Raw genomic sequence first — 22,611 nt, 5'->3', positions numbered from 1 at the left:
TTGAGAAGCAATGATTGGAACCCAGCCTATCGGGATTTGGAAACTTAAAAAGTCTGTTTCTTGTTGCGGGTAAGGTGTTGTATACTCGTCATGAATTTGTAAGGTTTGATCAATGGTGAACACTCACAACACGACTTCTCAGGATAAGGAGCTTGGCCACAGGCTGCGCGTGATTCGAGAGCGTGCGGGGTTGTCGCAGCGCGCCCTTGCCAAAAAGGTGGCGGTGCCCAATTCGACTATCTCCTTGATTGAATCGGGAAAGATGAACCCCTCGGTCGGGGCTTTGCGTAAGATCCTTGACGGGATACCGATCAGCCTTTCGGCCTTTTTCGAATTCCAGCCCGATGCGGAACGGCAGATTTTCTATGAATCCGCCGAGCTGACAGAGATCGGCAAGGGGAAATTGTCGCTGCGCCAGATCGGCGGCACGCTGTTTGGCCGCGCGATGATGATCCTGCAAGAGACCTATGAACCAGGGGCTGATACGGGCCGTGTGATGTATGGCCACGAGGGCGAGGAGGGCGGGATCGTCATTTCGGGCCGTGTCGAGATCACCGTGGGCGAGGAACGCAAGGTGCTCGGGCCGGGGGATGCCTATTACTTCGACAGCCGTCTGCCGCACCGTTTCCGGCAGGTCGGGGCCGAACCCTGCGTCGTCATCAGCGCCTGTACACCGCCAACATTCTGACGGAAGAGGCGTTTTCTCGCCTTGTCGGGCCGCCTCCGCCTTTCATCCGCCGCCGTGGTCGTGCTGGAACCGGCCCATTCCCGGCTGCGGTCGCGCCAGTCGCGAACCTCCCGCCAGTCGCAAGGCGCCTGTTGCTATATACCCGTCCGCGCGCCCTCTGTCGTCAAGGTCCCCTGTCGTCACGGCCCCCTGACCGGAAGATGCGTTGCCTTCGGACACAGAGCGGCACGGGCGGCGGCGGCTCAGGGGCCGTCGCAGATGGGGGCCTGCACCGTGGGCAGCTGTCCGGCCTCGGCCATGAAGGCCCGAAAGCCCAGCCTGTCGAGGAAGATCACGCGGTAATGGGCGTGGCCATTGGTCCACCACGGGTCGGATCGGTCGATCTCGGTGATGAAGCGATGCGCGCAGGCCTGACCTGCACTATAGGCGATACCTTCGGGCGAGGTGCCCGCAAGCGGCATATGGATATGGCCGAAGACGATATGGCGGATGCCCTGCGGGTGGGCGGCCAGCCGCGCCATCACGCGGCCCTCGTCATGCAGGCTGATCTTGGCGAAATGGCCGATGCCGTCGTCCATCGGCGGGTGGTGGATGAAAATGGTGGGCGGCAATGGCCCCGCGCCTTGCAGCGCCTCGTCCAGAAACGCCATCCGGTCAGCCCCGAAGATGCCGCCGATCACGCCCGCCTCATGGGTGTCGAGAAAGATCAGCCGCCCGAAATCCGTGTCCTGCCAGCCCTGCACATAGCCATTTCCGTCCAGCGGATGCTCGGGGAAGGCCGCGATGAAATTCGGACGGTCGTCATGATTGCCGAGCATCAGCCGCACGGGGAAGGGCACAGGCGCCAAGATCTCGTGCAGAAGGTCATAGGCCTCTGGGTCGCCGTGATTGCACAGATCGCCGGTGATCACCATCAGGTCGGCATCCGCATGGCGGGCCGTGATATCGGCAATGGCGGCGCGCATCTGCGCCTCGGGGTCCATCTGGTTGGCCAATTGGCCCGCGGGCATCAGATGGGTGTCGGTCAGCTGGATGATCTTCATGGCTCTGCTTTCAAAGGTCATGCGGGAGGCCAGAGCCCCCCGCATAATGTGGGTCATTCCATCAGCGCGTTGGTCTGTTCGACGATCTGTTTCAGACCGTCCTCGGGCGAGACCTCGCCACGCATCACGGTGCCGATGATGTCACGCTGGGTGCGCCAGATACGGACCGAGTCCCCACCCGGATAGCCCGCCCAAGGCAGCGACTTATCGGCCTGAAGCGAGGCGGTCTTCACATTGGGATGCTCGGCGTAATAGGGCGCCAGATAGGCTTCGCCAGTGGCGTTCTTATTGGTCGGCAGATAGCCCGTGATACGCACGATCACATTCTGCGCCTCGGGGCCGGTGATCCACTTGAGGTAGTTCCACGCGGCTTCCTGCTTGGCTTTGTCCTGCGTCAGGATCACGGCCGAATTGCCCCCCGTCGGCACGCCGCCCTTTTCCTTGTCATCCAGCGGGAAGGTCGCGGTGGTCAGTGTGAAACGGTCGCCCACAAGGCCCTCGATGGTCTGCACATGGGCGGGGGTCGAGACCATGAAGCCCGTCTTGCCCGCGCCGAACTGCTGGCGTGCCTGATCCCAGTCGAAGGTCGGCGCATTGGCCTCCACCGCCATCTGGCGGATCATCTTCAGCGCGTTCAGGCCGATCTCATTGTCGAAAGCCACCTTGCCGGTTTTCTCGTCCACCAGCTTGCCGCCCTGTTCAAAGATCAGCGCCTGCCACAGCCAGTCATCCGGCCAGCCCGCGATATCATAGGCCATGCCGGCCATATCGGGGTGCATCTGGTGGATCTTGGCGCCAAGCGCGATCAGCTCGGGCATGGTGTCGGGCATATGCGCCGGATCGGCACCCGCTTCTTTCACCAGCTCGGAGTTGATATAGAGGATCGGCGAGGACGCATTGACCGGCAGGCCATATTGCTTGCCATCGATCTGGCCAAGCGCCGCCATATTGGGCGAGTAGTTTTTATCGAGGAAAGCCTGACCGCCTTCGGCTTCGATGAAGGGACCAAGATCGGTGATCTGGCCGCGCGGGGCCAGCGTATGGACCAGTTCCGCCGTCAGGTTATAGCCCGAGAAATAGACATCCGGCAGATCGCCCGTCACCGCCGAGCGCAGCACCTGTGCCTGACCATCGGTGTAATTGGCGGCGGGGGCGAGGAAGTTGATCTTCACATCGGGGTTGTTCTTCTCGAATTCCTCGGCCAGCGGCTGATGGAATTTCGTAAAGCCCGGCATGTTATAGAGCACATTCAGCGTGACCTCCTGCGTCATGGCGGGAAGCGCCATCAGCAAAGCGGCAGAGGTGGTCAGCCCCGTCAGAACGGTGCGGCGGGTGGGATACATGGGAAAACTCCGGTTCGGTTGGGAGGAAACAGGCTGGGTCATTTGACGCCCGCCATAGTGATGCCCGCGATGAATTGACGGCGGGCAAGGAGGAAACAGGCGACCATGGGCGCGGTGATCAGACAGGCTCCGGCCATGAGCGCGCCGTAATTGGTGCCGGTTTCGGCATCGGCAAAGAACAGCATGCCAAGCGGCGGCGGCGCCAGTTCGGTGCGATTGACCACGATCATCGGCCAGTAGAGGTCGTTCCAATGGGCGACCACGGAAAACACCGCGAAGGCCGCAAGCGAGGGCAGCGAGGCGCGCAGCACAAGCCGCCAGCAGATTTCCATTTCGGAGAAGCCATCGAGACGCGCGGCCTCGATAATCTCGTCGGGATAGGAACGGAAGGACTGGTGAAAGAGGAAGATCGCAAAGACCGACAGAAAAAACGGCGCCATCATCGCGAAATAGGTGTTGAGCATCTGCGCTTTGGCCAGCCCCACGAATAAAGGCAGCGCCAGCGCCTGCATCGGCACACAGAGGGCGGCCACAATCACCGACAGCAATATCTTGCGGCCCGGAAAGCGCAGTTTCGCCAGCGCATAGGCACAGGGCACAGCCGTCAACACCTGCACGATCAGGATGCCCGCGCAGACGATCACCCCGTTCAGCATGAAGCGCGCCATCGGCACCGAGGTCGCCGCCTGATGGAAGTTCTCGGGCCCCGAGAACTCCTTCGGGATCGGCCAGAGCGAGATATCGAAAATCTCGGAGGGCGAACGGATTGCGGTCAGCACCATCCAGTAGAAGGGCAGAAGCATCACGACCGCGCCAAGGCCCAGCACCAGATGGGGAAGGTATTTCGAGGCGCGCATCAGTAATGGACCTTCTTTTCAAGGTGGAGCGTCTGGCCAATGGAAAGCACCAGCACGACACAGAGGAAGATCAGCGTCAGCGCCGCCGCATAGCCCGTGTTGGAATAATCAAACCCCTCGAGGTAGAGCGCGTAAAGCAGCGTCTCCGACCCCGCGCGGCCCTTGGTCAGCACGGCAACGGTCTCGAACACCTTGAAGGCGGAAATCGAGGTGGTCACCGTCACAAACATCGTTGTCGGCCCCAGCATCGGCCAAGTCACGGTGAGAAACCGGTCGATGGGGGATTTCGCGCCGTCAAGTCGGGCGGCTTCATGAAGGTCCTGCGGAATGGCGGTCAGCCCCGCCAGAAACAGCACCATATTAAAGCCCACCACCTGCCAGACACCGATCAGCGCCATGGTCGGGATCAGAAGCCAAGGGGTGCCAAGAAATTGCACCGCATCGAAGCCCAGCCATCTGATCACGGCATTTACCGGCCCGAGGGTCGGATGCAGCAGGAACTGCCAGACAGTGGCCATTGCAACCAGCGTGGCGGTCACGGGCAGGAAATAAGCCACTTCCCACAGGCCCCGCGTACGCTTGCGCCCATGCACCAGAAGCGCCACGCCAAGCGCCAGAAAGATGCCGAAGGGGATGACGATGGCCGCATAGAGCACCGTGTTCCAGAAGGCGCGCAGGAAGACCGGATCATGGAAGGCTTTGGTGAAATTCGACAGCCCCACGAAATGCCAGCGGACCGCGCCCAGCTGGTAGTCGGTCAGCGAAAACCCCGCCAAGGTGATCAGCGGCAGGATATAGATCGTCAGTAGGAGCACAACGGCAGGCGCGGCAAAAAGCATGCCCTTGTTGATTTTACGGCGCGGGCGGGAGTAGCCGAGGTCTAGGACGCTCATGCCACCACCTGCTGACGTAGGCGCGGGGTCAGGCGCTGGCCATCCGCGCCGAAGACATGCAGCGCTTCGGGCGCAAAGCCCAGATGCACCTGCCCCGAGGGCCGCGGCAAAGAGGCGCTCTGGCGCAGGGTCACCGAGAGCGTCTCATCGGCGAGCAGACAGCAGGTCACATAGCGGTCGGCTCCATGGGTCTCGATCCGCGTGACGCGCGCTGGCAGCCCCTTGGCCGCCAGATGGATGTCCTCGGCGCGCAGCCCCAAGGTCACCGGCCCCGCCTGACGGATACGCATATCCAGAACCTCGCCCAGCAGGCGCAAGCGGCCATCGGCCAGGCTTTCGGCGGGCAGCAGGTTGATGGTGGGCGCACCGATAAACCGCGCCACCGTCAGATTGGCGGGGCGGCGATAAAGCTCATCGGGCGTGCCCAGCTGCTCGATCCGGCCCTCGGACATCAGCGCGATGCGGTCGGACATGGTCATCGCCTCGACCTGATCATGGGTAACATAGATGAAGGTCGCGCCAAGACGTTTGTGCAAGGCGGCCAGTTCGTCACGCATATGGGCGCGCAGCTTCGCATCAAGGTTCGACAGCGGCTCGTCCATCAGGAAGGCGGCGGGCTGGCGCACCAAGGCCCGCGCAAGCGCCACTCGCTGGCGTTGCCCGCCCGAAAGCTGCGCCGGTTTACGGTCCAAAAGCGCCGAGATTTGCAGCACCTCGGCGGCCTGTTCCACGGCATGGTCGATCTCGCGCAGCACAGCGCGATTGGCGGTCAAGCGCCCGATCAGCGGCAGGCGGTCGATCAGCTTCAGACGACGCATCCGTAGGGGCGTGGCGATATTCTGGCGCACCGACATATGCGGATAAAGCGCATAGGACTGGAAGACCATCGCCAGATTGCGGTCGGTCGGATCGGTGCCGGTGACATCGGCGCCATTGATCGCGACGCGCCCCTGATCGGCGGTTTCCAGCCCCGCGATGATCCGCAGAAGCGTCGATTTCCCACAGCCCGACATCCCCACCAGCGACAGGAATTCGCCCGCCTGAATGTCGAGGTCGATCCCCTTCAGCACCTTCGTCGTGCCAAATCCCTTGCCGATATTCGTCAGCGTGACGGATTGGGAGCTCATGTCATGTTCCTTTAACTCTGCTTGGGCCAGCAGATGGCGAGGCAAAGTGACACTCATGCTTAGGTTTTGTGAAAGATTTCCGACAAGCGGTCGGGTTTCGCGCGGCGGGGGATGGTTTGCGCGATGCTCGCAATTTTGGCGCGAGCGGTGCTTTTGCCACAGGCGCGCAAACTTGACCGAAGGCGGCAGGGGCGGGCCGACGATTGTCATATGCGGTCAAGTCTTGGCGGGGCAGGATGGGGTAATCTGTCACAGACGCTTACCGGAGGCCCTATGCCCAGCTACCGCCATATGATCGGATCCGAAACCTTCCGCTTCGACAGCCTGACCGCGCTTCTGGCCGCGGCCAGCCCGCAGCGCTCGGGGGACGAGCTGGCAGGGGTGGCTGCCGAAAGCGAGATCGCGCGGGTGGCGGCGCAGATGGCGCTGGCCGATCTGCCGCTGACCGAATTTCTGGCCGAACAGCTTGTGCCCTATGAGGAAGACGAGGTCACCCGCCTGATCTGCGACACCCATGATCGCGCAGCCTTCGCGCCGGTGGCGCATATGACGGTAGGCCAGTTCCGCGACTGGCTGTTGTCGAATGAGGCTGATAGCGCGGCGCTGAAGGCTCTGGCGCGCGGGCTGACGCCCGAGATGGTGGCCGCCGTGTCTAAATTGATGCGCAACCGTGACCTTATCTCTGTGGCCCGCAAGATCGAGGTAATCACCGCTTTCCGCACCACAATGGGGCTGGCGGGGACGGTCTCAAGCCGCCTGCAACCCAACCACCCGACCGATGATCCGGCGGGCGTGGCCGCCAGCATCATCGACGGGCTGCTTTACGGCATTGGCGATGCGATGATCGGCATCAACCCCGCCACCGATAACGTGCCGCAGGCGATGGCGCTGATCCATCTGCTGGATGAGCTGCGCGAGCGTCACGCGATCCCCACGCAAAGCTGCGTGCTGACCCATGTGACCAATTCCATCGAGATCATCAATCGCGGCGCGCCTCTGGATCTGGTGTTCCAGTCGATTGCGGGCACGGAAAAGGCCAATCGCGGCTTTGGTGTCGATCTGGCGGTGCTGGCCGAGGCGCAGGATGCGGCGTTGTCGCTGAAGCGCGGCACGATGGGTCAGAATGTGATGTATTTCGAGACGGGGCAGGGGGCGGCCCTGTCCGCCGATGCGCATTTCGGCATGGACCAGCAGACGGTGGAAACCCGCGCCTATGCCGTGGCGCGCGCCTTTGATCCGCTTCTGGTGAATACGGTCGTGGGCTTTATCGGGCCGGAATATCTGTTTGACGGCAAGCAGATCACTCGCGCGGGGCTTGAGGACCATTTCTGCGCCAAGCTGATGGGCGTGCCGATGGGGTGCGACGTGTGCTACACCAACCACTCGCATGCCGATCAGGATGATATGGACGGGCTGCTGACGCTTCTGTCCGATGCAGGCTGCCGCTATTTCATCGGCGTGCCGGGGGCGGATGATATCATGCTGAATTATCAGTCGCTGTCCTATCACGATATCCTCTACCTGCGCGAAAGCTTTGGCCTCAGGGCTGCGCCCGAATTCGAAAGCTGGCTTGAGGCGCAGGGCATCATCGACAGGGCGGGCCGGATTGCATCCACCCCCAACCGGCTGCTGGCGGAGATGACCCGTCCGGCGCTCAGCGCGTGAGGTCGGCCCATGAGCGATGATCTGACCCGCGATCCCTTTGCCCGCCTTCGCCAAGCCACCCGCGCCCGTATCGGGCTGGGGCGGTCAGGCGCGGGGCTGCCGACCTCTGCGCTTGCGTCTTTCCGGCTGGATGCGGCGCGTGCCCGCGATGCGGTTCATGCGCCTTTGGATGTGGCGGCTCTGCAGGACGAGCTGTCCGGTTTTGACACGCTGGCGCTGGCCTCGGCGGCGGCCGACCGGTCTGTCTATTTGCGTCGCCCCGATCTGGGGCGCAAACTGTCCCACGAAAGCCGCAGCGCCTTGCGAGAGGGCGGCTATGATCTGGCCTTTGTGATCTGTGACGGGCTGTCATCGGCGGCCGTGCAAGCCCATGCGGGTGCGACCTTGCGGGCCGCGCATGAGGCGCTTTCGGATCTGTCGATTGCGCCTGTGGCGATTGTGACCCAAGGCCGCGTGGCCGTGGGCGACGAGATCGGGCAGGGTCTGGGCGCCCGCATGGTGGCTGTGCTGATTGGCGAGCGTCCGGGGCTGACCGTGGCCGATAGCCTTGGCATCTACCTTACCCATAACCCGCAGCCCGGTTGCCCCGATAGCGACCGGAACTGCCTGTCGAATATCCATCTCAGTGGGGGGCAGACGCCGGTTCAGGCGGCCTCCAAACTGGCATGGCTGGTGCGCGAGGCGCGCCGACGGGGCCTGACCGGCACCAAGCTGAAGGAAGAAGCCCCCAGTCTGGCGGCTTCCGAGATCATGCCACTACCAGAACGACCAAAGGACTAAGGCCCGAACGGGTCCATAATAACCAAACAGGGAAAACATCATGTCAACTGGCAAAGCAGGGCTGTCAAAAAGCCTCAACGCCTTCCATCTCTGGGGCCTCGCTGTAGGCCTTGTGATCTCGGGCGAATATTTCGGCTGGAGCTATGGCTGGGAAAGCGCGGGCACGCTGGGCTTTCTGATCACCACGATCATCGTAGCGGCCATGTATACCGCCTTCATCTTCAGCTTTACCGAGCTGACCACCGCGATCCCGCGCGCAGGCGGGCCGTTTGCCTATGCCAACCGCGCCTTCGGTCCCACGGGTGGGGCCATCGCGGGCTTTGCCACGCTGATCGAGTTTCTCTTTGCCCCGCCCGCTATCGCGCTGGCGATCGGCTCCTATCTCAATGTGCAGTTTCCGGGGCTGGACCCGAAACTGGCCGCCGTTTGCGCCTATGTCATCTTTATTGCGCTCAATATCGCGGGGGTGAAGATCGCGGCGACCTTCGAGTTGCTGGTGACGCTGCTGGCGGTCTTCGAGCTGCTGGTCTTCATGGGTGTCGTTGCGCCCGCCTTCTCGGTGACCAATTTCGCAGCCAATGGCTGGGCTGGCGCCAGCGCGTTCTCGCCCGTGGCGATTGGTGGGATCTTTGCCGCGATCCCCTTTGCGATCTGGTTCTTCCTTGCCATTGAAGGCGTCGCTATGGCCGCCGAAGAGGCCAAAGACCCGCGCCGCACCGTACCGAAAGCCTATATCGCAGGCATCCTGACGCTGGTCTTCCTCGCCTTCGGCGTAATGATCATGGCGGGCGGCTCGGGCGACTGGTCGCAGCTGTCCAACCTCAACGACCCGCTGCCGCAAGCGATGATCCGTGTGGTGGGTGAAGGCAGCGGCTGGACCCATATGCTGGTCTGGCTGGGGCTTTTCGGTCTGATCGCGTCCTTCCACGGCATCATCATGGGCTATGCCCGCCAGATGTTCGCCCTGTCGCGCGCCGGTCTGCTGCCCGAGGTCTTCTCGAAGGTCCATCCGCGCTTCCATACGCCGCATGTGGCCACCATTGCAGGCGGGATCGTGGGCATCGTCGCGATCTATTCCGACAGCCTGATCTCGGTTGCGGGCATGTCGCTGACCGCAACCATCGTGACGATGGCCGTCTTTGGCGCGCTGGTGATGTATATCATGTCGATGGCCTCGCTGTTCCGTCTGCGCAAGACCGAACCCGATCTGGACCGCCCGTGGAAAGCCCCCCTGTTCCCGATCCTGCCGGCCATCGCGCTGGGTCTGGCCTGCCTCGCGATGCTGGCGATGATCATCTATAACTTCGAGATCTTCGTGATCTTCGCGGTTCTGATGATCCTCGGCACGACCACCGCCGCCCTGCTGCGCCGCAAGGAAACGGCCACGGCTACGGCGGGCGAATAAGCCGCCCTTGCAACGTCCGCACCGGAAAGATTGCCGCTTGCCCAAGATTTGGGCGAGCGGTTTAACTTTTGGACTTTAGTCGTATTTCGGCCTTGTAGATAAGGTGTGGGCGCATGGCCGTGATTGCGCTAGCCTGAGCCAAGGTTCATTCCGTCCGCGATATGGAGGGATTCAGATGCAGGCTCCGACACCTCAGGTTTTGGCCGCAGCGGCCACCGGAATCGACGGGTTTATCCGCCGTTACAAGCTTTGCCCCGACAGTTTTTTCGGCACGTTGGGCTTTGCGCCGGAAACGGCGGGCCAGCCGATGAGCCGGATGGATCTGGACCTTTACTGCCGCATGATGGAACTGGGGGCCGAACGGTCGGGGGATGTGAATTTCGGACTGGCCTATGGGCAGGCGTTCACGCCGGAAATGCTGGGGCTGATCGGCTATATCGCCATAAATTCGCCGGATCTGGGCACGGCGGCGCAAAATCTTGCGACCTATTTCCCGTGGCACCAGCAAGGCACCGTGACCGGCTGTCGCCAGCAGGGCGGGCTGACATGGATGAGCTATCGCATCGCGCCGGAGCGTGTGCATCTGCGCGATCAGGATGCGCTGGTCACGCTGGGCATGTTCTCTAACGTTCTGCGTCATGCGGCGGGGGCGGACTGGACGCCCGAACTGATCGAACTGGAACAACCCGAAACCGGCTCGCGTCAGGAAATAGAGGCTGCATTCGGCGCGCCGGTGCGCTTTGGCCGCCCCGCCAATGCGCTGGTTTTCCGCAGCGAAGACGGTGTGCGTGCCATGCCGGGGGCCGATGCCACCCTGCAGCAGCTTTTGCTGTGCAATCTGCGCGCCCTCAGCCTGCGCGAGAATGGCCCCAGCCTGACCGAGGAGGTGGCCGAGGTGATCCGCCTGCATCTGCGTGATGCGGAACTGGATCTTGACCGCCTGTCGGACCGGATGGGCCTGCCGCGCTGGACCTTGCAGCGCCGTCTGCAAGAATGTGGCACCAGTTTCGCGCGTCTGGTCGAAGAGACCCGCCGCGAACAGGCCTGCCGCTATCTGGAAGGGTCGCGCCTGTCGATCTCGCATATCGCGGCAGAGCTGGGCTATTCCGAACCCAGCGCCTTTGTCCGTGCGTTCCGCCGCTGGGAGAACACGTCGCCGTCGCACTATCGCAAGGCCTTCAACGCGTTGCGCCACTGATCTTCCCCGCCCCGCGCGCAAGAACGGATCGCCCTTCCGGCGCGCTGTTTTTTGGGGCAGATCGTCTGTTATCACGCAAAAGCGCAATCGCCCGCTTTATCTTCGCCCCCAGCAGGGTTACATGGGGGCAAACATAAGGGAGAAGGTCATGGCCGACGATCTGATCAACAGCTTCATGAATGTGCCGGACGATAATGGCCGGTTCGGGATCTATGGCGGGCGTTTCGTCTCGGAAACGCTGATGCCGCTGATCCTCGATCTGGAGGCGGAATACGAGCGCGCCAAAGTCGACCCGACCTTCTGGGCCGAGATGGACGATCTGTGGAAGCATTATGTCGGCCGCCCCTCGCCGTTATATTACGCGCCCCGCATGACCGAAGAGCTGGGCGGTGCCAAGATCTACCTCAAGCGCGACGAGCTCAACCATACCGGCGCGCATAAGATCAATAACGTGATCGGCCAGATCCTGCTGGCCAAGCGCATGGGCAAGACCCGTATCATCGCGGAAACCGGCGCGGGGCAGCATGGTGTGGCAACGGCCACGGTTTGTGCCAAATTCGGTCTGAAATGCGTGGTCTATATGGGCGCGACCGATGTCGAGCGTCAGGCGCCCAACGTCTTCCGCATGCGTCTTCTGGGGGCCGAAGTGGTGCCCGCGACCTCCGGTCGTGCCACGCTGAAAGATGCCATGAACGAAGCGCTGCGCGATTGGGTGACCAATGTGCGCGACACGTTCTACTGCATCGGCACGGCGGCTGGCCCGCATCCCTACCCGATGATCGTGCGCGATTTCCAGTCGATCATCGGCAAGGAGGTGCGCTGGCAGCTGGCCGAGCAGGAAGGCGAGGGCCGTCTGCCCGATACGCTGGTGGCGGCCCTTGGCGGCGGGTCGAATGCGATGGGGCTGTTCTATCCGTTCCTGAACGACAAATCGGTGAATATCATCGGCGTCGAGGCGGGCGGGCACGGCGTGAACGAGAAGATGGAGCATTGCGCCTCGCTGACCGGCGGGCGTCCGGGGGTGCTGCATGGCAACCGTACCTATCTTCTGCAAGATGCCGATGGCCAGATCCTTGAGGGCCATTCGATCTCGGCGGGTCTCGACTATCCCGGTATCGGGCCGGAACATGCCTGGTTGCATGATACGGGCCGTGCGAACTATGTCTCGATCACCGATAAAGAGGCGCTGGAGGCGTTCCAGTTCTCCTGCCGTACCGAAGGCATCATTCCTGCGCTCGAGCCCAGCCATGCGCTGGCGCATGTCATGAAGATCGCGCCGACCCTGCCCAAAGACCATATCATCGTGATGAATATGTGCGGGCGCGGCGACAAGGATATCTTCGCGGTCGCCAAGCATCTGGGGTTCGATATCCAGACCGAACGCTAAGTCCGGACAGAGAATGCCCGAAGCCATGAGACCGGCTTCGGGCTTTTTCCTGCGCTGGCATGGTGCGCCTCTGCAGGGCGGGGCCTTGGCGCATGGCGCGACGGTATGGCCGCGCGTCAGTCTTTCTTTTTCTTCTTTTTCAGTAGCTTCGTCGGATCGGCTGCGATGGCTTTCGCAAGGCTGTCAGGGTCGAGCGCCGTCAGTTGCCGCAGCCAGATGTTGAGTTGCGACGAGATCTCGGCCAGCGCGGGCAGTCGCGGGTCTTCGGTGGCATGGGCGGCAAAGGCCTCGGCCAGAGGTTCGAACGTCTTGCGCTGGCGCTCGATCATCAGCTTGCGCAGCAGGGCCCAGGGATCCGCATCCGCCACATAGAAATCCTTCCGGCTGCCGGGGCTGCGGGCCTGCTGGACCAAGCCGATTTCCCGCAGCTCCTTCAGGGCGGTCGAGACATTCGAGCGCGAAATGCCCAGAAGGGTGACCAGATCATCGGCCGAGGGATTCTGTGCCGCGCGCCAGATTGCCCCCAGACACATCGCGGCAGGTCGGCTCAGGCCAAGCTGTGCGGCATTGTCTGACAGGATGCGCGAAAGCGGGGGAAGGGAGGTCATGCGGGGTTCCAGTTAGTCGAAGGCCGAAAGAAGCCCTGCGCGCAGGGCATGGTCTGCCGCGCCCTCGGTCGCGGCGGCCCCCTGTTGTGCCAGAGCATGGGTGAGTGCCTGCGCGAAAGGCCCGAAGGTCAATACGCGTTGGCCCAGCCACCACGGGCGGGTGTCCGAAAGCTCGGCCCCGATCAGGCTGCCCAGAAGGGCCTGACGGGACAGGGCGGGGGTGGCCAGAGCGCGCATCAGTCGTTCGGGACGGGCGCGGGTTTCGGACAGGGCAGCGTCGAATTCGGCGTCAGGGGGCAGCGGCGCGCCGCCACCGAATGCCGCAAACAGCCGCCCCGTGGCGCTGCGGGTGACCGAGACCACCTCTTCGGCGGAAATCTGTGCCCATAACGTGGTCTCGCCGGTCATGGCGATGACCCCGTCGAATTGCGGCTGTGCCTTCAGAAGCCCTGCGATCAGGGCCACTTCGCGCGGGTGGGCGGTGACGGGGGGATGGTTTTGTACCAGCTTCGGCAGAAGCCGGATCTGCTGGGCCGGACCCTCCGTGGTGGCGGTGGCCTTGCAGGGAATGTGGCGTGCAGGCCCATCTGCTGCCGCCAGCACAGCCCGTTCGGCGCCGGTGGTGGCAAGTTCGCGCGCCATGAGGGTCTGCGCATCCGCGCCTTCCAGCGCGATGTGACGCGGGGAATCGGCCTGTTCGTCCCAGAGAAAAAGTCGGGCGCCATCCACGGCGCCCGCCAGCCATGTTGTCATCCTGTCCTCCATTATCCAGCCCTAGAAATCATGTGCCGGACGCGGGGGCAAGGGATTAGTCCTGTGTCAGACAGTCGCTGAGGGTCTTGGTCAGCCCCGACAGCAGCGTCGCGTAAAGATCGGGACCGTAGTCGAGCGTGCTCCCCGACGGGTCCAGCGCGCCGCCAAGTTTGACCTCCGTGCCCTCCAGCAGGATCTTGATCTGTTTGGGGTTGTGCTGGGCCTCGGGGAAGGCGCAGATGACGTGATCGGCCCCGAGCGCCTGATGCAAGTCTTCCAGATGTGCCGCACCGGGCGCTGCGGCATCGCCCGCGCTGACGCTGCCGGCGATCTCCAGCCCGTAATGGTCGGCCAGATAGCCATAGGCGGCGTGGAAGACGACGAAGGGTTTGCCTTGCGCCGGGGCAAGCTGTTTTGCCAGACCGGCATCAAGATCCTTGATCCTGGCAATCGCGGCATCGGCATTGGCGGCATAGGTGTCCGCATGTTCGGGGTCTTTTTCGGCCAGTGCCTTGGCAATCACCTGCAGCCAGATTTCGGCGTTTTGCGGATTGAGCCATGCATGGGGATCAAGGCCGTCATGGTGGTGATGTTCGTCATGATCCTCGTGGTCATGCCCGTCATCATGGTCCTCGTGATCATGATCGCTATCGGCGTGCGCCTCGTGGTCATGATCATGCCCGTCCTCATCCTCCACCAGTTCCGGCGTGTGGAAATCCTGCCGGATCGTGCCGTCGGCATGCAGCAGCGAAATCGCGGTCGAGTTGTTGAGCGTATCGATCGCGCGATCAAGCCACGGCGTCAGCTCCGGTCCGATCCAGAACACAAGATCGGCATCTTGCAGGCTGCGGGCCTGACTGGGGCGCAGCTGGAAGCTATGCGGGTCGGCCCCTTTATCCAGAAGTACCTTCGCATCCCCGAGGTTGCCCATCACCTGCTGGACCAAGGATTGCACGACCGGCGTGCCGGTGACGACGCTGGGAATGTCGGCTTGTGCCAAGGCGGGCAGGGCGGCAAATGCACCGATGGTCGCGGCCAGACGAAGCGGCAGACGGGACATGTGGTTTCCTTTCGGGACGAACTTGTTTTCAAATGTGCTTTTGTTTATGTAATAGAATAACAAGTCAAGCAGAATTGTGATGCTATAACATGCCGCAGGTTTCAAAAGAGAGCGTCAGTGCCTTCGAGGCGCATGATCACACCCATTGCGCGGGCCATGCGATGTCGCGCGCCGAAGGCGTGATCGCGGCGCAAAAGCTGCGGCTGACGCCGGTGCGCCGCCGCGTTCTGGAGATCCTGCTTGAGGAACATCGCGCGATGGGGGCCTATGAGGTGCTCGAACGGCTGGCGGAGGAGGGCTTTGGCAAACAGCCCCCCGTGGCCTATCGCGCGCTGGATTTTCTGGTCGATTGCGGGCTGGTGCACCGGATCCGCAGGCTGAACGCCTTTATCGCCTGTCTACATGCGGGCGAGGACCATGCGCCGGTTTTCCTGATCTGCGAGACGTGCGATGCCGTAGCCGAAGCGCCCGGAGCCGCCGTGCGCGCCGAACTGGACAAATCCGCGCTGGGGGTGGGGTTCAGGGTGGATCGCGCCAGCATCGAAGCCGTGGGCCTTTGCCCGCGCTGTGCGCAAAAGCCCGAGAAAGAGACCACGAAAGATGTCTGACAGCCTGCTTTCGGCGCAGAATCTCGGTGTGAAACACGGCGATGATTTCGTTCTGCATTCGGTTCATTTCGACATCCGGCCCAAAGAGATCGTGACGGTTGTCGGGCCGAACGGGTCGGGGAAGTCGACGCTGATCAAGGCTCTGATCGGGCTGGAAACATTGGCGACGGGGCGCGTTCAGAAAGCGGCCGGTCTGGTGATCGGCTACGTGCCGCAAAAGCTGCATATCGATGCGACGCTACCGCTGAGTGTGCGGCGCTTCCTGTCCCTGCCCAAGCGGGTCAGCGATGCGGCGGCGCGGGCCGTTCTGGCGCGTGTCGGGGTTGAGGGAATCGAGTCCCGCCCGCTGTCGGGGCTATCCGGCGGGCAGTTGCAGCGCGTGCTTCTGGCGCGCGCGCTTCTGGCCAAGCCGGATGTGCTGATTCTGGACGAGCCGACACAGGGGCTGGACCAGCCGGGTACGGCGGCCTTCTATCTGCTGATCGAGGAGGTGCGTGCCGAAACCGGCTGTGCGGTTCTTATGGTCAGCCACGATCTGCATGTGGTGATGTCCTCGTCGGATCGGGTGATCTGCCTGAACGGTCATATCTGCTGCGAGGGCACCCCCGCGATTGTGTCCGAGGCACCGGAATACCGGGCGTTGTTCGGTATCGGGACGGGCGGTGCCTTTGCGCTTTACCAGCACCATCACGACCATAGCCACGATCCGCAAAGCGGAGCCTGCCTTGCCCATGATCACGGCGCAAGCTCAACCAAGGATACTGCACCGATATGATGGCGCTTTTCGATGATTTCCTTCTGCGCTCGCTGCTGGCGGGGGTGGGGCTGTGTCTGGCCACCGGTCCTTTGGGGGCTTTCGTGGTCTGGCGGCGTATGGCCTATTTCGGGGATGCGACCTCGCATGCGGCCATTCTGGGCGTTGCGATCAGTCTGGGCTTCGGGGTTTCGGTCTATGCCGGAACGCTGGGGGTGGCGCTGCTGATGGCGCTGACCGTGGCGCATCTGTCCGGTCGCGGATATGCGGCGGATACCGTGCTGGGCGTGCTGGCCCATGCGGCGCTGGCCATCGGTCTGGTGGCGGCCTCGTTTATCGGCGGGCTGCGGGTGGATCTTTCCGCATGGCTTTTCGGGGATATTCTGGCCGTGTCGCGCATGGATCTTGCGATCATCTGGCTTGGTGGGCTGGTTGTGCTGGCGCTTCTGGTCTGGCGCTGGCAGAATCTGCTGACCGCGACCGTCAGCGAGGCGCTGGCGAAATCTGCCGGAATCGACGGGCGGCGCGAACAGCTTGTGCTGACGGTGGCGCTGGCGCTGACGGTGGCCGTGGCAATCAAGATCGTCGGGGCCTTGCTGATTGCGGCGCTGTTGATCGTCCCTGCGGCGGCGGCGCGTCAGGTGGCGCGCAGTCCCGAGGCGATGGCGGTTAGTGCCACGCTGATCGGAATGGCTTCGGTGGCGGCGGGTATTTTCGGCTCGCTACGCTGGGACACGCCGGCGGGGCCGTCGATCGTGGTGGGGAGTGCTCTTATTTTCGTGATGCTCCTGCTTTTCCGCAGGCGTCACTGAGTCGTTTTGCAGGCATGCCATGCCGGATCGGGGCCCGCTCCCGCTCTCGCTCCCGCACTGGCTTCCGGCCCGTAAGACAGGCGCCGGGCGCAGGGCAAATCTGATTACGCAGACCCCGGGCATAAGGTTCCGTGATTCGCGGAAAATTTCTGATTTTCATGGACCTATGCAATTTACTGAAGCTGTTTGCCCCCATGTATAAAGGGCGCTGTTGCCATAAAGCTTAAAAAAACGTGCCAAAGTGCAACACATATCACAGTCACGCGCGCAAAGCTTGAGATTCCCCCTTTGCAATTTCGTGAGCCTGTGTAATCGTCGCGTTCGATGCTGCATGTTTGGCGGCACTCTACGGTAATGACGGAGATTACTATGAAAAAACTCGCTACCCTCGCACTCGTCGCCGGTCTCTCGGCTTCGTCCGCTTTCGCAGGCGGTTACACCGCACCGGTCGTTGAGCCGGAGCCGGTCGTCGTCGAGCAAGGCTCGTCCTCGAACGCAGCGATCCTGATCCCGGTTCTGCTGCTGGTCGGTATCGCAGTTGCTGCGGCTGACTAATCAGTCTGACTGATTTCATGGGAAAAGCCGGAAAGCGATGCTTTCCGGCTTTTTTCATGCGCATAAGACCGTTGTGTCCGCAGTCTGTGCCTTTCCCGATTGCAACTGTTATCCGCCCGGACATAACCTAGAATTGCAAGGCACATCTCGTTGCGGGTCGATCCCCGTCGAGAGCCAGGGGGAGGATTGTTTTGGGAAAAGTCATTACGGTTGCTCAACAAAAAGGTGGTGCGGGTAAGACCACCGTCGCGGTCAATCTGGCCATAGGCTTGGTGCGGGCAGGCTATAGTGTCGCGCTTCTCGACACCGATCCGCAGGGGTCTTTAGGCCGCTGGTTCATGACGCGGCGCGACGCGCTGGACGATCCGGGGGTCGGGTTTGGCACCTCGTCGTCCTGGGGCGTCAGCTATGAATGTGAAAAGCTGAAACGCGATTTCGATGTGGTGATCGTCGATACGCCGCCCAAAGTGGATAGCGATCTGCGTCCGGCCCTGCGTGAAGCCGACGAGATCATCGTTCCGGTGGCAGGCAGCCATGTCGATCTCTGGGCCACCGAAGGGGTCCTTGATCTGGCGCGGCGCTGTAACAAAAGCCCGCGCATCCTTCTCAATCGCGTCAAAAGCAACACGCGTCTGGGGCAGGAAGTGGCGCAGGCTGCGGCAGAGCTCGAGGCGCAACTGATGACCTCCACGCTGGCCAATCGCGTGGTCTATGCCGAAACACTCGGGCAGGGGCTGTCTGTCGTGGAAGCCAAGCGCAGTCCCGCATGGGACGAGATTGCCGCCCTGCTGGAAGAGCTCAATATCGCGTCCTGATCTTGTGGCGCATGATCCAGAGGCCGGTTTTCAAAAGCGCCAGACGGTCGCGCATCCAGGCGCGGGCATAGCGATGCCGGCGCATTGTGCGGTGGTCGGGGCTGCTGATGCTGGCCTCCAGCCCCAAGGCCCGTGCAATCAGTCTGGCGCGAAAGCCGTGATAGCGGTCGGTGACAAGGATCACGCGCCCCTGTGCCAGATCGGGGCAGAGGGCTTTGGCATTGGTGATATTCTGGATCGTATCGGTCGAGCGGTCCTCCAGCACCAGACGGTCTGGCGCAACGCCGTGCCGGATCAGGATCCGTGCCATGACTTCGGCCTCGCTCGGGGCGTGGCGGCCAAGCCCGCCACAGCAGATGATCCGCTGGGCCTGCTCCGCCTGCCAAAGCGTCAGCGCCTGCATGACCCGCCGGTGCAGGGCGGGAGAGGCTTGCCCGTCGGGCCAGACGGCAGCGCCGAGAATCAGGATCGTTATCGGGCTCATAAGGCGCATCTAGGGGGCGGGCCGGTTGAAATCCAGTCCTAGAATTCGAACCATAGTCCCAGTTTCACGCGCGGCTGCCGTTCCGCTTCTAGCGGGGCGGAGACGCCCAGTTGCAGCTGCGCCCACGCGAACTCCTTGACGACAGAGGCGGTGAGGCTGCGGGACAGGCCGTCATTATCGGGTTTGTAAAGCTGTAACTGGGTAAAGACCATCAGGTCCTCGCGCAGATGCAGGCCCGCCGTCAGGTCCAGTTTGGTGAAGCTTTTGCTGGGCAGGTGGCTCGGGTCCGGCAGGGTCATCGGGTCGATGCCCTCTGCTGCCGGATCATAGCGCACGCTTTGCGGTGCCTGCAGGTGGCGCAGTTCGGCGCTCAGCCAGCCCGGCCTGTGCCAGAGCGGGTCTTGCACGGACATGCCCCAATTCGCGCCCAGCCCGTACATGGCGACACTCTCGCCATCCAGTTTGCGGGTTCCGACCCAGCCGGTCATGGTCAGCTTCTGCGACCATGTGTCGGGAAAAACCGGCGTCTGCCAGCCGATCCAGTAGTCTTCGGACCGGTCGCCCCGCCCGAGATCGACAATCAGGGTGCTCCGTGCCGAAAGCCCGTATTCGGCATAGAGGCTGGTCCATGTCTCGGTCTCCTGTCCGGTCTCCTGACCGAAAGACAGGAAAGCGGTGCCTTTCTCACGCATCCACGGTCCGGCCCCGACAGGGGTGGCCAGACACAGGCAGAGCATGACCAGAGCGAAAGGGCGCATCGCGGCCTCCTTGAGCGGAGGCCCAGTGTCTCACAGCCCCTCCTGCCGACCAAGGAATTTCTTCTTAGGGTTGTGGTCCAGTCAGATCATCCGGCGCAGCCCTGCCTGCACCTTCAACAGGGCAGGCAGATATTCGGCGCGCGCCTCGTCGATATCGTGGTGCAGGGCGGCAAAGCCGGTGTTCAGCGCGGCAACGGTTCTGCCGCGCGCATCAAGGATCGGCACGGCCAAAGAGCGCAAGCCAGGCTCGACCTCCTGATCGATGGTGGCATAGCCCTGCGCGCGGACCTGCGCGATCACGCCCATGATCTCGTCGGGATCGGTCAGGCTTTGCGGGCTGCGCGGGCTGAGATCGGAGGCCTCAATCCGTGCGCGGGCATCGGGCTCGGGCAGCGCCGCCAGCAGCACCCGCCCCATCGAGGTGCAATGCGCCGGCAGCCGCGATCCGGGCATCAGTCCGATGGACATCACCCGCCGCTGCGCTGCTCGCGCCAGATAGACGATTTCGGTCTCGTCAAGGATCGCCACCGAACAGGATTGCCCGATCTGCTCTGACAGCTGGTCGAGCCAGGGCTGCACCACCTGCGCCAGCGGCATCGAGGCCAGCGCCCCCATCCCCAGCCGTAAAACGCGGGGCGTCAGGCTGAAGAACTTGCCATCATATTCGGCATAGCCCTCGTGATACAGCGTCAGAAGGCAGCGCCGCGCGGTGGCGCGGTCAAACCCTGTGCGGGCGGCCACATCGGTGATGGCAAGGCGCGGCGTCTCGGCGCCAAAGCACTCCATCACCTTCAGCGCCTTGGCCAGAGACCCGATATGATCGGTCGGTTTGTTCAACATGCGAACGCCCTTTTCGTCTATATGAACAAAGATCAATATGCGAACAATACGGCTTCTCCGGTCACATCCGCAAGCGTAATGTCGGCCCCAATTAGGAGGACTTACATGGACAAGACTGTTTCGTCTGTGGCCGCAGCCGTCGCGGATATTCCCGACGGTTGCGTGCTGATGATCGGGGGCTTTGGCGGGTCGGGCGCACCGATCGAGCTGATCCACGCATTGATCGACCGGTTCCGCGCGACCGGTAGCCCGAAAAACCTGACCGTGGTCAATAATAACGCCGGCAATGGGTCCATCGGGATCGCGGCGATGATCAAGGCGGGCATGGTGGGCAAGATGATCTGCTCCTTCCCGCGCTCGTCGAACGCCGAAGCCTTCAACGAGAAATATCTCGCGGGCGAGATCGCGCTGGAGCTGGTGCCGCAGGGCACGCTGGCCGAGCGTATCCGTGCCGCAGGTGCGGGCATCCCCGCCTTCTATACGCCGACCTCTTTCGGGACCGAGCTGGCCGAGGGCAAGCCCGTCGAGGAATTCGAGGGTAAATCCTATGTGCAGGAACGCTGGCTGAAGGCCGATTTCGCGCTGATCAAGGGCCATATCGGCGATAAGATGGGCAATATGACCTATCGGATGGCAGGGCGGAACTTCAACCCGCTGATGGCGATGGCCGCCAACCGCACCATCGCGCAGGTCTCGAGCCTGATCGAGCCGGGCGGGATCGACCCGCAGGAAGTCATCACCCCCGGCATTTTCGTCGATGCCTTGGTCGAGGTGAAAGACCCGCAACAGGAAGAAGTCCTTGTCCGGACGGGAGTGGTCTACTGATGCTTGATATGAAACTTTCCAACGCGCAAATCGCATGGCGCGCGGCGCAGGACATCGAGGACGGCTCCTATGTGAACCTCGGCATCGGCTTCCCCGAGATGATCGCCAAGTTCCAACCCGAAGGCCGCGATGTGATCTATCACACCGAGAACGGCGTTCTGGGCTTTGGCGAGGCCCCGCCCGCCGGTGAGGAGGATTGGGATCTGATCAATGCCGGCAAGAAGGCGATCACCCTGAACCCCGGTGCCGCGTTTTTCCACCATGCGGACAGCTTCTCGATGGTCCGTGGCGGCCATCTGGATCTGGCGGTGCTGGGCGCTTATCAGGTCGCCCAAAACGGCGATCTGGCAAATTGGCGGGTGGGGTCCAAGGGCGTGCCTGCGGTAGGCGGCGCGATGGATCTGGTGCATGGCGCCAAACGGGTGGCGGTGGTGACCGATCACGTCACCAAGGATGGTAAGCCGAAGCTGGTCGAGGCCTGCACCTTCCCGTTGACGGGTCTGGGCTGTGTGACCCGCGTCTATACCTCGCTTTGTGTGGTCGATATCGAGGGTGGCCGTTTCGTGCTGCGCGAGAAACTGGCCGCCATGTCGATGGAAGAGCTGCAATCCTATACGGGGGCGACGCTGCATGTCGACGGCTCGGTAGGCGAGATGACCGTGCCGGAGGGCCTGTGATGACCGAAGTCTATATCTGCGACTATATCCGCACGCCGATTGGCCGTTTTGGTGGGGCCTTGTCGAGCGTCCGTGCCGATGATCTGGGGGCGATCCCGCTGAAGGCGTTGGCGGAGCGCAACCCGTCGCTTGATCTCGCGCAGATCGACGAGGTGATCTTTGGCTGCGCCAATCAGGCGGGCGAGGATAACCGCAATGTCGCGCGGATGTCGCTTCTGCTGGCGGGCTATCCCGAAACGGTGCCGGGCACCACGATGAACCGGCTCTGCGGTTCGGGCATGGATGCGATCATCACCGCCGCCCGCGCGATCAAGGCGGGGGAGGCCAGCCTGATTGTGGCAGGCGGCGTGGAATCCATGTCGCGCGCGCCTTTCGTCATGCCCAAAGCTACGGCGGCCTTCTCGCGGGCCAATTCGGTCGAGGACACCACAATCGGCTGGCGCTTCGTCAACAAGCTGATGAAAAAGATGTATGGCGTGGATTCGATGCCCGAAACGGCCGAGAATGTCGCCGAAGACTTCAACGTCTCGCGCGAGGATCAGGACGCCTTCGCCCTGCGCTCGCAACAGGCGGCGGGGCGCGCGATGGAAAACGGGCGGCTTGCGCAGGAGATCGTGCCGGTCAGCATCCCGCAGCGCAAGGGCGAGCCAGTGGTCGTCGATACCGACGAACATCC

The 22,611-nt window shown here is 62.6% G+C and carries 25 protein-coding genes (1 of these 25 cut by a window edge); 14 read left to right on the top strand and 11 right to left on the bottom strand.

The window, feature by feature from the left end:
* Positions 1-112 precede the first annotated feature (112 nt).
* Positions 113-688: a cupin domain-containing protein gene (locus RPE78_RS17705; RefSeq protein ID WP_330629415.1), complete on the top strand. Its 576-nt coding sequence runs from the start codon at positions 113-115 to the stop codon at positions 686-688.
* A gap of 242 nt (positions 689-930) precedes the next feature.
* Here RPE78_RS17705 and RPE78_RS17700 read toward each other — a convergent pair whose 3' ends face one another.
* From RPE78_RS17700 to RPE78_RS17680, 5 genes are read right to left on the bottom strand one after another with little or no spacing between them, the layout of a single operon-like run.
* On the bottom strand, positions 931-1,788 hold the full coding sequence (locus tag RPE78_RS17700) for a phosphodiesterase (protein WP_330629413.1): 858 nt from the start codon (positions 1,786-1,788) through the stop codon (positions 931-933).
* Positions 1,785-3,074: an ABC transporter substrate-binding protein gene (locus RPE78_RS17695; RefSeq protein WP_330629412.1), complete on the bottom strand. Its 1,290-nt coding sequence runs from the start codon at positions 3,072-3,074 to the stop codon at positions 1,785-1,787. The genes RPE78_RS17700 and RPE78_RS17695 overlap by 4 nt, the downstream gene beginning before the upstream one ends.
* 38 nt (positions 3,075-3,112) lie before the next feature.
* Positions 3,113-3,931, bottom strand: coding sequence for a carbohydrate ABC transporter permease (locus tag RPE78_RS17690; RefSeq protein ID WP_330629411.1), 819 nt, complete (start codon positions 3,929-3,931; stop codon positions 3,113-3,115).
* Positions 3,931-4,824, bottom strand: a complete 894-nt coding sequence (locus RPE78_RS17685; protein ID WP_330629410.1) for a sugar ABC transporter permease — start codon at positions 4,822-4,824, stop codon at positions 3,931-3,933. The genes RPE78_RS17690 and RPE78_RS17685 overlap by 1 nt, the downstream gene beginning before the upstream one ends.
* The gene (locus RPE78_RS17680) at positions 4,821-5,951 is read right to left on the bottom strand and encodes an ABC transporter ATP-binding protein (protein ID WP_330629408.1); all 1,131 of its coding nucleotides are present in this window, start codon (positions 5,949-5,951) and stop codon (positions 4,821-4,823) included. Before RPE78_RS17680 ends, RPE78_RS17685 begins: the two co-directional genes overlap by 4 nt.
* Before the next feature lie 273 nt (positions 5,952-6,224).
* On the opposite strand from RPE78_RS17680, the gene RPE78_RS17675 reads away from it, so the two are divergent.
* The 5 genes from RPE78_RS17675 to trpB all read left to right on the top strand — a co-directional run bounded on the left by RPE78_RS17675 (position 6,225) and on the right by trpB (position 12,386).
* Positions 6,225-7,616 (top strand): ethanolamine ammonia-lyase subunit EutB, encoded by a 1,392-nt coding sequence (locus tag RPE78_RS17675; RefSeq protein ID WP_330629407.1) that lies wholly within the window; start codon positions 6,225-6,227, stop codon positions 7,614-7,616.
* Between the two features lie 9 nt (positions 7,617-7,625).
* The gene (gene eutC, locus RPE78_RS17670; RefSeq protein ID WP_330629406.1) at positions 7,626-8,396 is read left to right on the top strand and encodes an ethanolamine ammonia-lyase subunit EutC; all 771 of its coding nucleotides are present in this window, start codon (positions 7,626-7,628) and stop codon (positions 8,394-8,396) included.
* Positions 8,397-8,436: 40 nt separating this feature from the next.
* Positions 8,437-9,801 carry an ethanolamine permease gene (eat, locus tag RPE78_RS17665; RefSeq protein WP_330629405.1) on the top strand — a complete coding sequence of 455 codons (1,365 nt, stop codon included), beginning with the start codon at positions 8,437-8,439 and terminating at the stop codon, positions 9,799-9,801.
* Positions 9,802-9,976: 175 nt separating this feature from the next.
* Positions 9,977-10,999 (top strand): AraC family transcriptional regulator, encoded by a 1,023-nt coding sequence (locus RPE78_RS17660; protein ID WP_330629404.1) that lies wholly within the window; start codon positions 9,977-9,979, stop codon positions 10,997-10,999.
* A gap of 148 nt (positions 11,000-11,147) precedes the next feature.
* Positions 11,148-12,386 carry a tryptophan synthase subunit beta gene (gene trpB / locus RPE78_RS17655; protein ID WP_330629403.1) on the top strand — a complete coding sequence of 413 codons (1,239 nt, stop codon included), beginning with the start codon at positions 11,148-11,150 and terminating at the stop codon, positions 12,384-12,386.
* Between the two features lie 116 nt (positions 12,387-12,502).
* Here the strand turns inward: trpB and RPE78_RS17650 are convergent, their stop codons facing one another.
* Genes RPE78_RS17650 through RPE78_RS17640 form a run of 3 tightly spaced genes read right to left on the bottom strand, consistent with a single transcriptional unit; the run spans position 12,503 to position 14,807 of the window.
* The gene (locus RPE78_RS17650) at positions 12,503-12,994 is read right to left on the bottom strand and encodes a MarR family transcriptional regulator (protein WP_330629401.1); all 492 of its coding nucleotides are present in this window, start codon (positions 12,992-12,994) and stop codon (positions 12,503-12,505) included.
* Positions 12,995-13,006: 12 nt separating this feature from the next.
* A complete protein-coding gene (locus RPE78_RS17645) occupies positions 13,007-13,747 on the bottom strand; it encodes a 2-dehydro-3-deoxygalactonokinase (protein WP_406721710.1) in 741 nt (246 codons plus the stop codon).
* A 55-nt stretch (positions 13,748-13,802) separates the two neighbouring features.
* Positions 13,803-14,807, bottom strand: coding sequence for a metal ABC transporter solute-binding protein, Zn/Mn family (locus tag RPE78_RS17640; protein ID WP_330629399.1), 1,005 nt, complete (start codon positions 14,805-14,807; stop codon positions 13,803-13,805).
* An 89-nt stretch (positions 14,808-14,896) separates the two neighbouring features.
* On the opposite strand from RPE78_RS17640, the gene RPE78_RS17635 reads away from it, so the two are divergent.
* The 5 genes from RPE78_RS17635 to parA all read left to right on the top strand — a co-directional run bounded on the left by RPE78_RS17635 (position 14,897) and on the right by parA (position 18,351).
* Positions 14,897-15,415 carry a Fur family transcriptional regulator gene (locus tag RPE78_RS17635; protein ID WP_330629398.1) on the top strand — a complete coding sequence of 173 codons (519 nt, stop codon included), beginning with the start codon at positions 14,897-14,899 and terminating at the stop codon, positions 15,413-15,415.
* On the top strand, positions 15,408-16,190 hold the full coding sequence (locus RPE78_RS17630; protein WP_330629396.1) for a metal ABC transporter ATP-binding protein: 783 nt from the start codon (positions 15,408-15,410) through the stop codon (positions 16,188-16,190). The genes RPE78_RS17635 and RPE78_RS17630 overlap by 8 nt, the downstream gene beginning before the upstream one ends.
* Positions 16,187-16,981: a metal ABC transporter permease gene (locus RPE78_RS17625; protein ID WP_330629394.1), complete on the top strand. Its 795-nt coding sequence runs from the start codon at positions 16,187-16,189 to the stop codon at positions 16,979-16,981. The genes RPE78_RS17630 and RPE78_RS17625 overlap by 4 nt, the downstream gene beginning before the upstream one ends.
* Positions 16,982-17,350: 369 nt before the next feature.
* Complete coding sequence (locus RPE78_RS17620) at positions 17,351-17,536, top strand: hypothetical protein (RefSeq protein ID WP_330629393.1); 186 nt, start codon at positions 17,351-17,353, stop codon at positions 17,534-17,536.
* Between the two features lie 191 nt (positions 17,537-17,727).
* Positions 17,728-18,351, top strand: a complete 624-nt coding sequence (parA, locus tag RPE78_RS17615; protein ID WP_330629392.1) for a ParA family partition ATPase — start codon at positions 17,728-17,730, stop codon at positions 18,349-18,351.
* Here parA and RPE78_RS17610 read toward each other — a convergent pair.
* The 3 genes from RPE78_RS17610 to RPE78_RS17600 all read right to left on the bottom strand — a co-directional run bounded on the left by RPE78_RS17610 (position 18,335) and on the right by RPE78_RS17600 (position 20,433).
* Positions 18,335-18,835 (bottom strand): YdcF family protein, encoded by a 501-nt coding sequence (locus RPE78_RS17610; protein WP_330629391.1) that lies wholly within the window; start codon positions 18,833-18,835, stop codon positions 18,335-18,337. The genes parA and RPE78_RS17610 overlap by 17 nt on opposite strands.
* 38 nt (positions 18,836-18,873) lie before the next feature.
* A complete protein-coding gene (locus RPE78_RS17605; protein WP_330629390.1) occupies positions 18,874-19,593 on the bottom strand; it encodes a hypothetical protein in 720 nt (239 codons plus the stop codon).
* A gap of 81 nt (positions 19,594-19,674) precedes the next feature.
* Positions 19,675-20,433, bottom strand: coding sequence for an IclR family transcriptional regulator C-terminal domain-containing protein (locus RPE78_RS17600; protein ID WP_330629389.1), 759 nt, complete (start codon positions 20,431-20,433; stop codon positions 19,675-19,677).
* 105 nt (positions 20,434-20,538) lie between these two features.
* Between RPE78_RS17600 and RPE78_RS17595 the strand changes: the two genes are divergently transcribed.
* The 3 genes in view from RPE78_RS17595 to pcaF are tightly spaced (each overlapping or abutting the next) and all read left to right on the top strand, a layout consistent with a single transcriptional unit that may run on beyond the window.
* Entirely contained in the window at positions 20,539-21,258 is a 720-nt protein-coding gene (locus RPE78_RS17595) for a 3-oxoacid CoA-transferase subunit A (RefSeq protein ID WP_330629388.1), read from the top strand.
* A complete protein-coding gene (locus RPE78_RS17590) occupies positions 21,258-21,935 on the top strand; it encodes a 3-oxoacid CoA-transferase subunit B (RefSeq protein WP_330629387.1) in 678 nt (225 codons plus the stop codon). Before RPE78_RS17595 ends, RPE78_RS17590 begins: the two co-directional genes overlap by 1 nt.
* Positions 21,935-22,611 carry the 5' portion of a 3-oxoadipyl-CoA thiolase gene (gene pcaF / locus RPE78_RS17585; protein WP_330629386.1) on the top strand. It continues 523 nt past the right edge of the window, so 677 of the gene's 1,200 nt are visible here — the first part of the coding sequence; it begins with the start codon at positions 21,935-21,937; its stop codon lies beyond the right edge, outside the window. The genes RPE78_RS17590 and pcaF overlap by 1 nt, the downstream gene beginning before the upstream one ends.

It is taken from the genome of Thioclava litoralis, from assembly GCF_045278885.1.
Lineage (GTDB): Bacteria > Pseudomonadota > Alphaproteobacteria > Rhodobacterales > Rhodobacteraceae > Thioclava > Thioclava litoralis.
The sequence above is the reverse complement of the archived record's forward strand: the minus strand, read 5'-3'. Positions and strand labels throughout refer to the sequence as shown.

Bases quoted from the DNA above. Each gene is read 5' to 3' on its own strand.
- RPE78_RS17690 (WP_330629411.1), bottom strand. From the start codon at position 3,931: ATGCGCGCCTCGAAATACCTTCCCCATCTGGTGCTGGGCCTTGGCGCG.
- trpB (WP_330629403.1), top strand. From the start codon at position 11,148: ATGGCCGACGATCTGATCAACAGCTTCATGAATGTGCCGGACGATAAT.
- RPE78_RS17645 (WP_406721710.1), bottom strand. From the start codon at position 13,747: ATGACAACATGGCTGGCGGGCGCCGTGGATGGCGCCCGACTTTTTCTC.
- RPE78_RS17590 (WP_330629387.1), top strand. From the start codon at position 21,258: ATGCTTGATATGAAACTTTCCAACGCGCAAATCGCATGGCGCGCGGCG.
- RPE78_RS17650 (WP_330629401.1), bottom strand. From the start codon at position 12,994: ATGACCTCCCTTCCCCCGCTTTCGCGCATCCTGTCAGACAATGCCGCA.
- RPE78_RS17680 (WP_330629408.1), bottom strand. From the start codon at position 5,951: ATGAGCTCCCAATCCGTCACGCTGACGAATATCGGCAAGGGATTTGGC.
- RPE78_RS17660 (WP_330629404.1), top strand. From the start codon at position 9,977: ATGCAGGCTCCGACACCTCAGGTTTTGGCCGCAGCGGCCACCGGAATC.
- RPE78_RS17705 (WP_330629415.1), top strand. From the start codon at position 113: ATGGTGAACACTCACAACACGACTTCTCAGGATAAGGAGCTTGGCCAC.
- eat (WP_330629405.1), top strand. From the start codon at position 8,437: ATGTCAACTGGCAAAGCAGGGCTGTCAAAAAGCCTCAACGCCTTCCAT.
- RPE78_RS17620 (WP_330629393.1), top strand. From the start codon at position 17,351: ATGAAAAAACTCGCTACCCTCGCACTCGTCGCCGGTCTCTCGGCTTCG.
- RPE78_RS17640 (WP_330629399.1), bottom strand. From the start codon at position 14,807: ATGTCCCGTCTGCCGCTTCGTCTGGCCGCGACCATCGGTGCATTTGCC.
- RPE78_RS17700 (WP_330629413.1), bottom strand. From the start codon at position 1,788: ATGACCCACATTATGCGGGGGGCTCTGGCCTCCCGCATGACCTTTGAA.
- RPE78_RS17625 (WP_330629394.1), top strand. From the start codon at position 16,187: ATGATGGCGCTTTTCGATGATTTCCTTCTGCGCTCGCTGCTGGCGGGG.
- RPE78_RS17685 (WP_330629410.1), bottom strand. From the start codon at position 4,824: ATGAGCGTCCTAGACCTCGGCTACTCCCGCCCGCGCCGTAAAATCAAC.
- RPE78_RS17630 (WP_330629396.1), top strand. From the start codon at position 15,408: ATGTCTGACAGCCTGCTTTCGGCGCAGAATCTCGGTGTGAAACACGGC.
- RPE78_RS17605 (WP_330629390.1), bottom strand. From the start codon at position 19,593: ATGCGCCCTTTCGCTCTGGTCATGCTCTGCCTGTGTCTGGCCACCCCT.
- RPE78_RS17675 (WP_330629407.1), top strand. From the start codon at position 6,225: ATGCCCAGCTACCGCCATATGATCGGATCCGAAACCTTCCGCTTCGAC.
- RPE78_RS17600 (WP_330629389.1), bottom strand. From the start codon at position 20,433: ATGTTGAACAAACCGACCGATCATATCGGGTCTCTGGCCAAGGCGCTG.
- RPE78_RS17635 (WP_330629398.1), top strand. From the start codon at position 14,897: ATGCCGCAGGTTTCAAAAGAGAGCGTCAGTGCCTTCGAGGCGCATGAT.
- RPE78_RS17695 (WP_330629412.1), bottom strand. From the start codon at position 3,074: ATGTATCCCACCCGCCGCACCGTTCTGACGGGGCTGACCACCTCTGCC.
- RPE78_RS17610 (WP_330629391.1), bottom strand. From the start codon at position 18,835: ATGAGCCCGATAACGATCCTGATTCTCGGCGCTGCCGTCTGGCCCGAC.
- RPE78_RS17595 (WP_330629388.1), top strand. From the start codon at position 20,539: ATGGACAAGACTGTTTCGTCTGTGGCCGCAGCCGTCGCGGATATTCCC.
- eutC (WP_330629406.1), top strand. From the start codon at position 7,626: ATGAGCGATGATCTGACCCGCGATCCCTTTGCCCGCCTTCGCCAAGCC.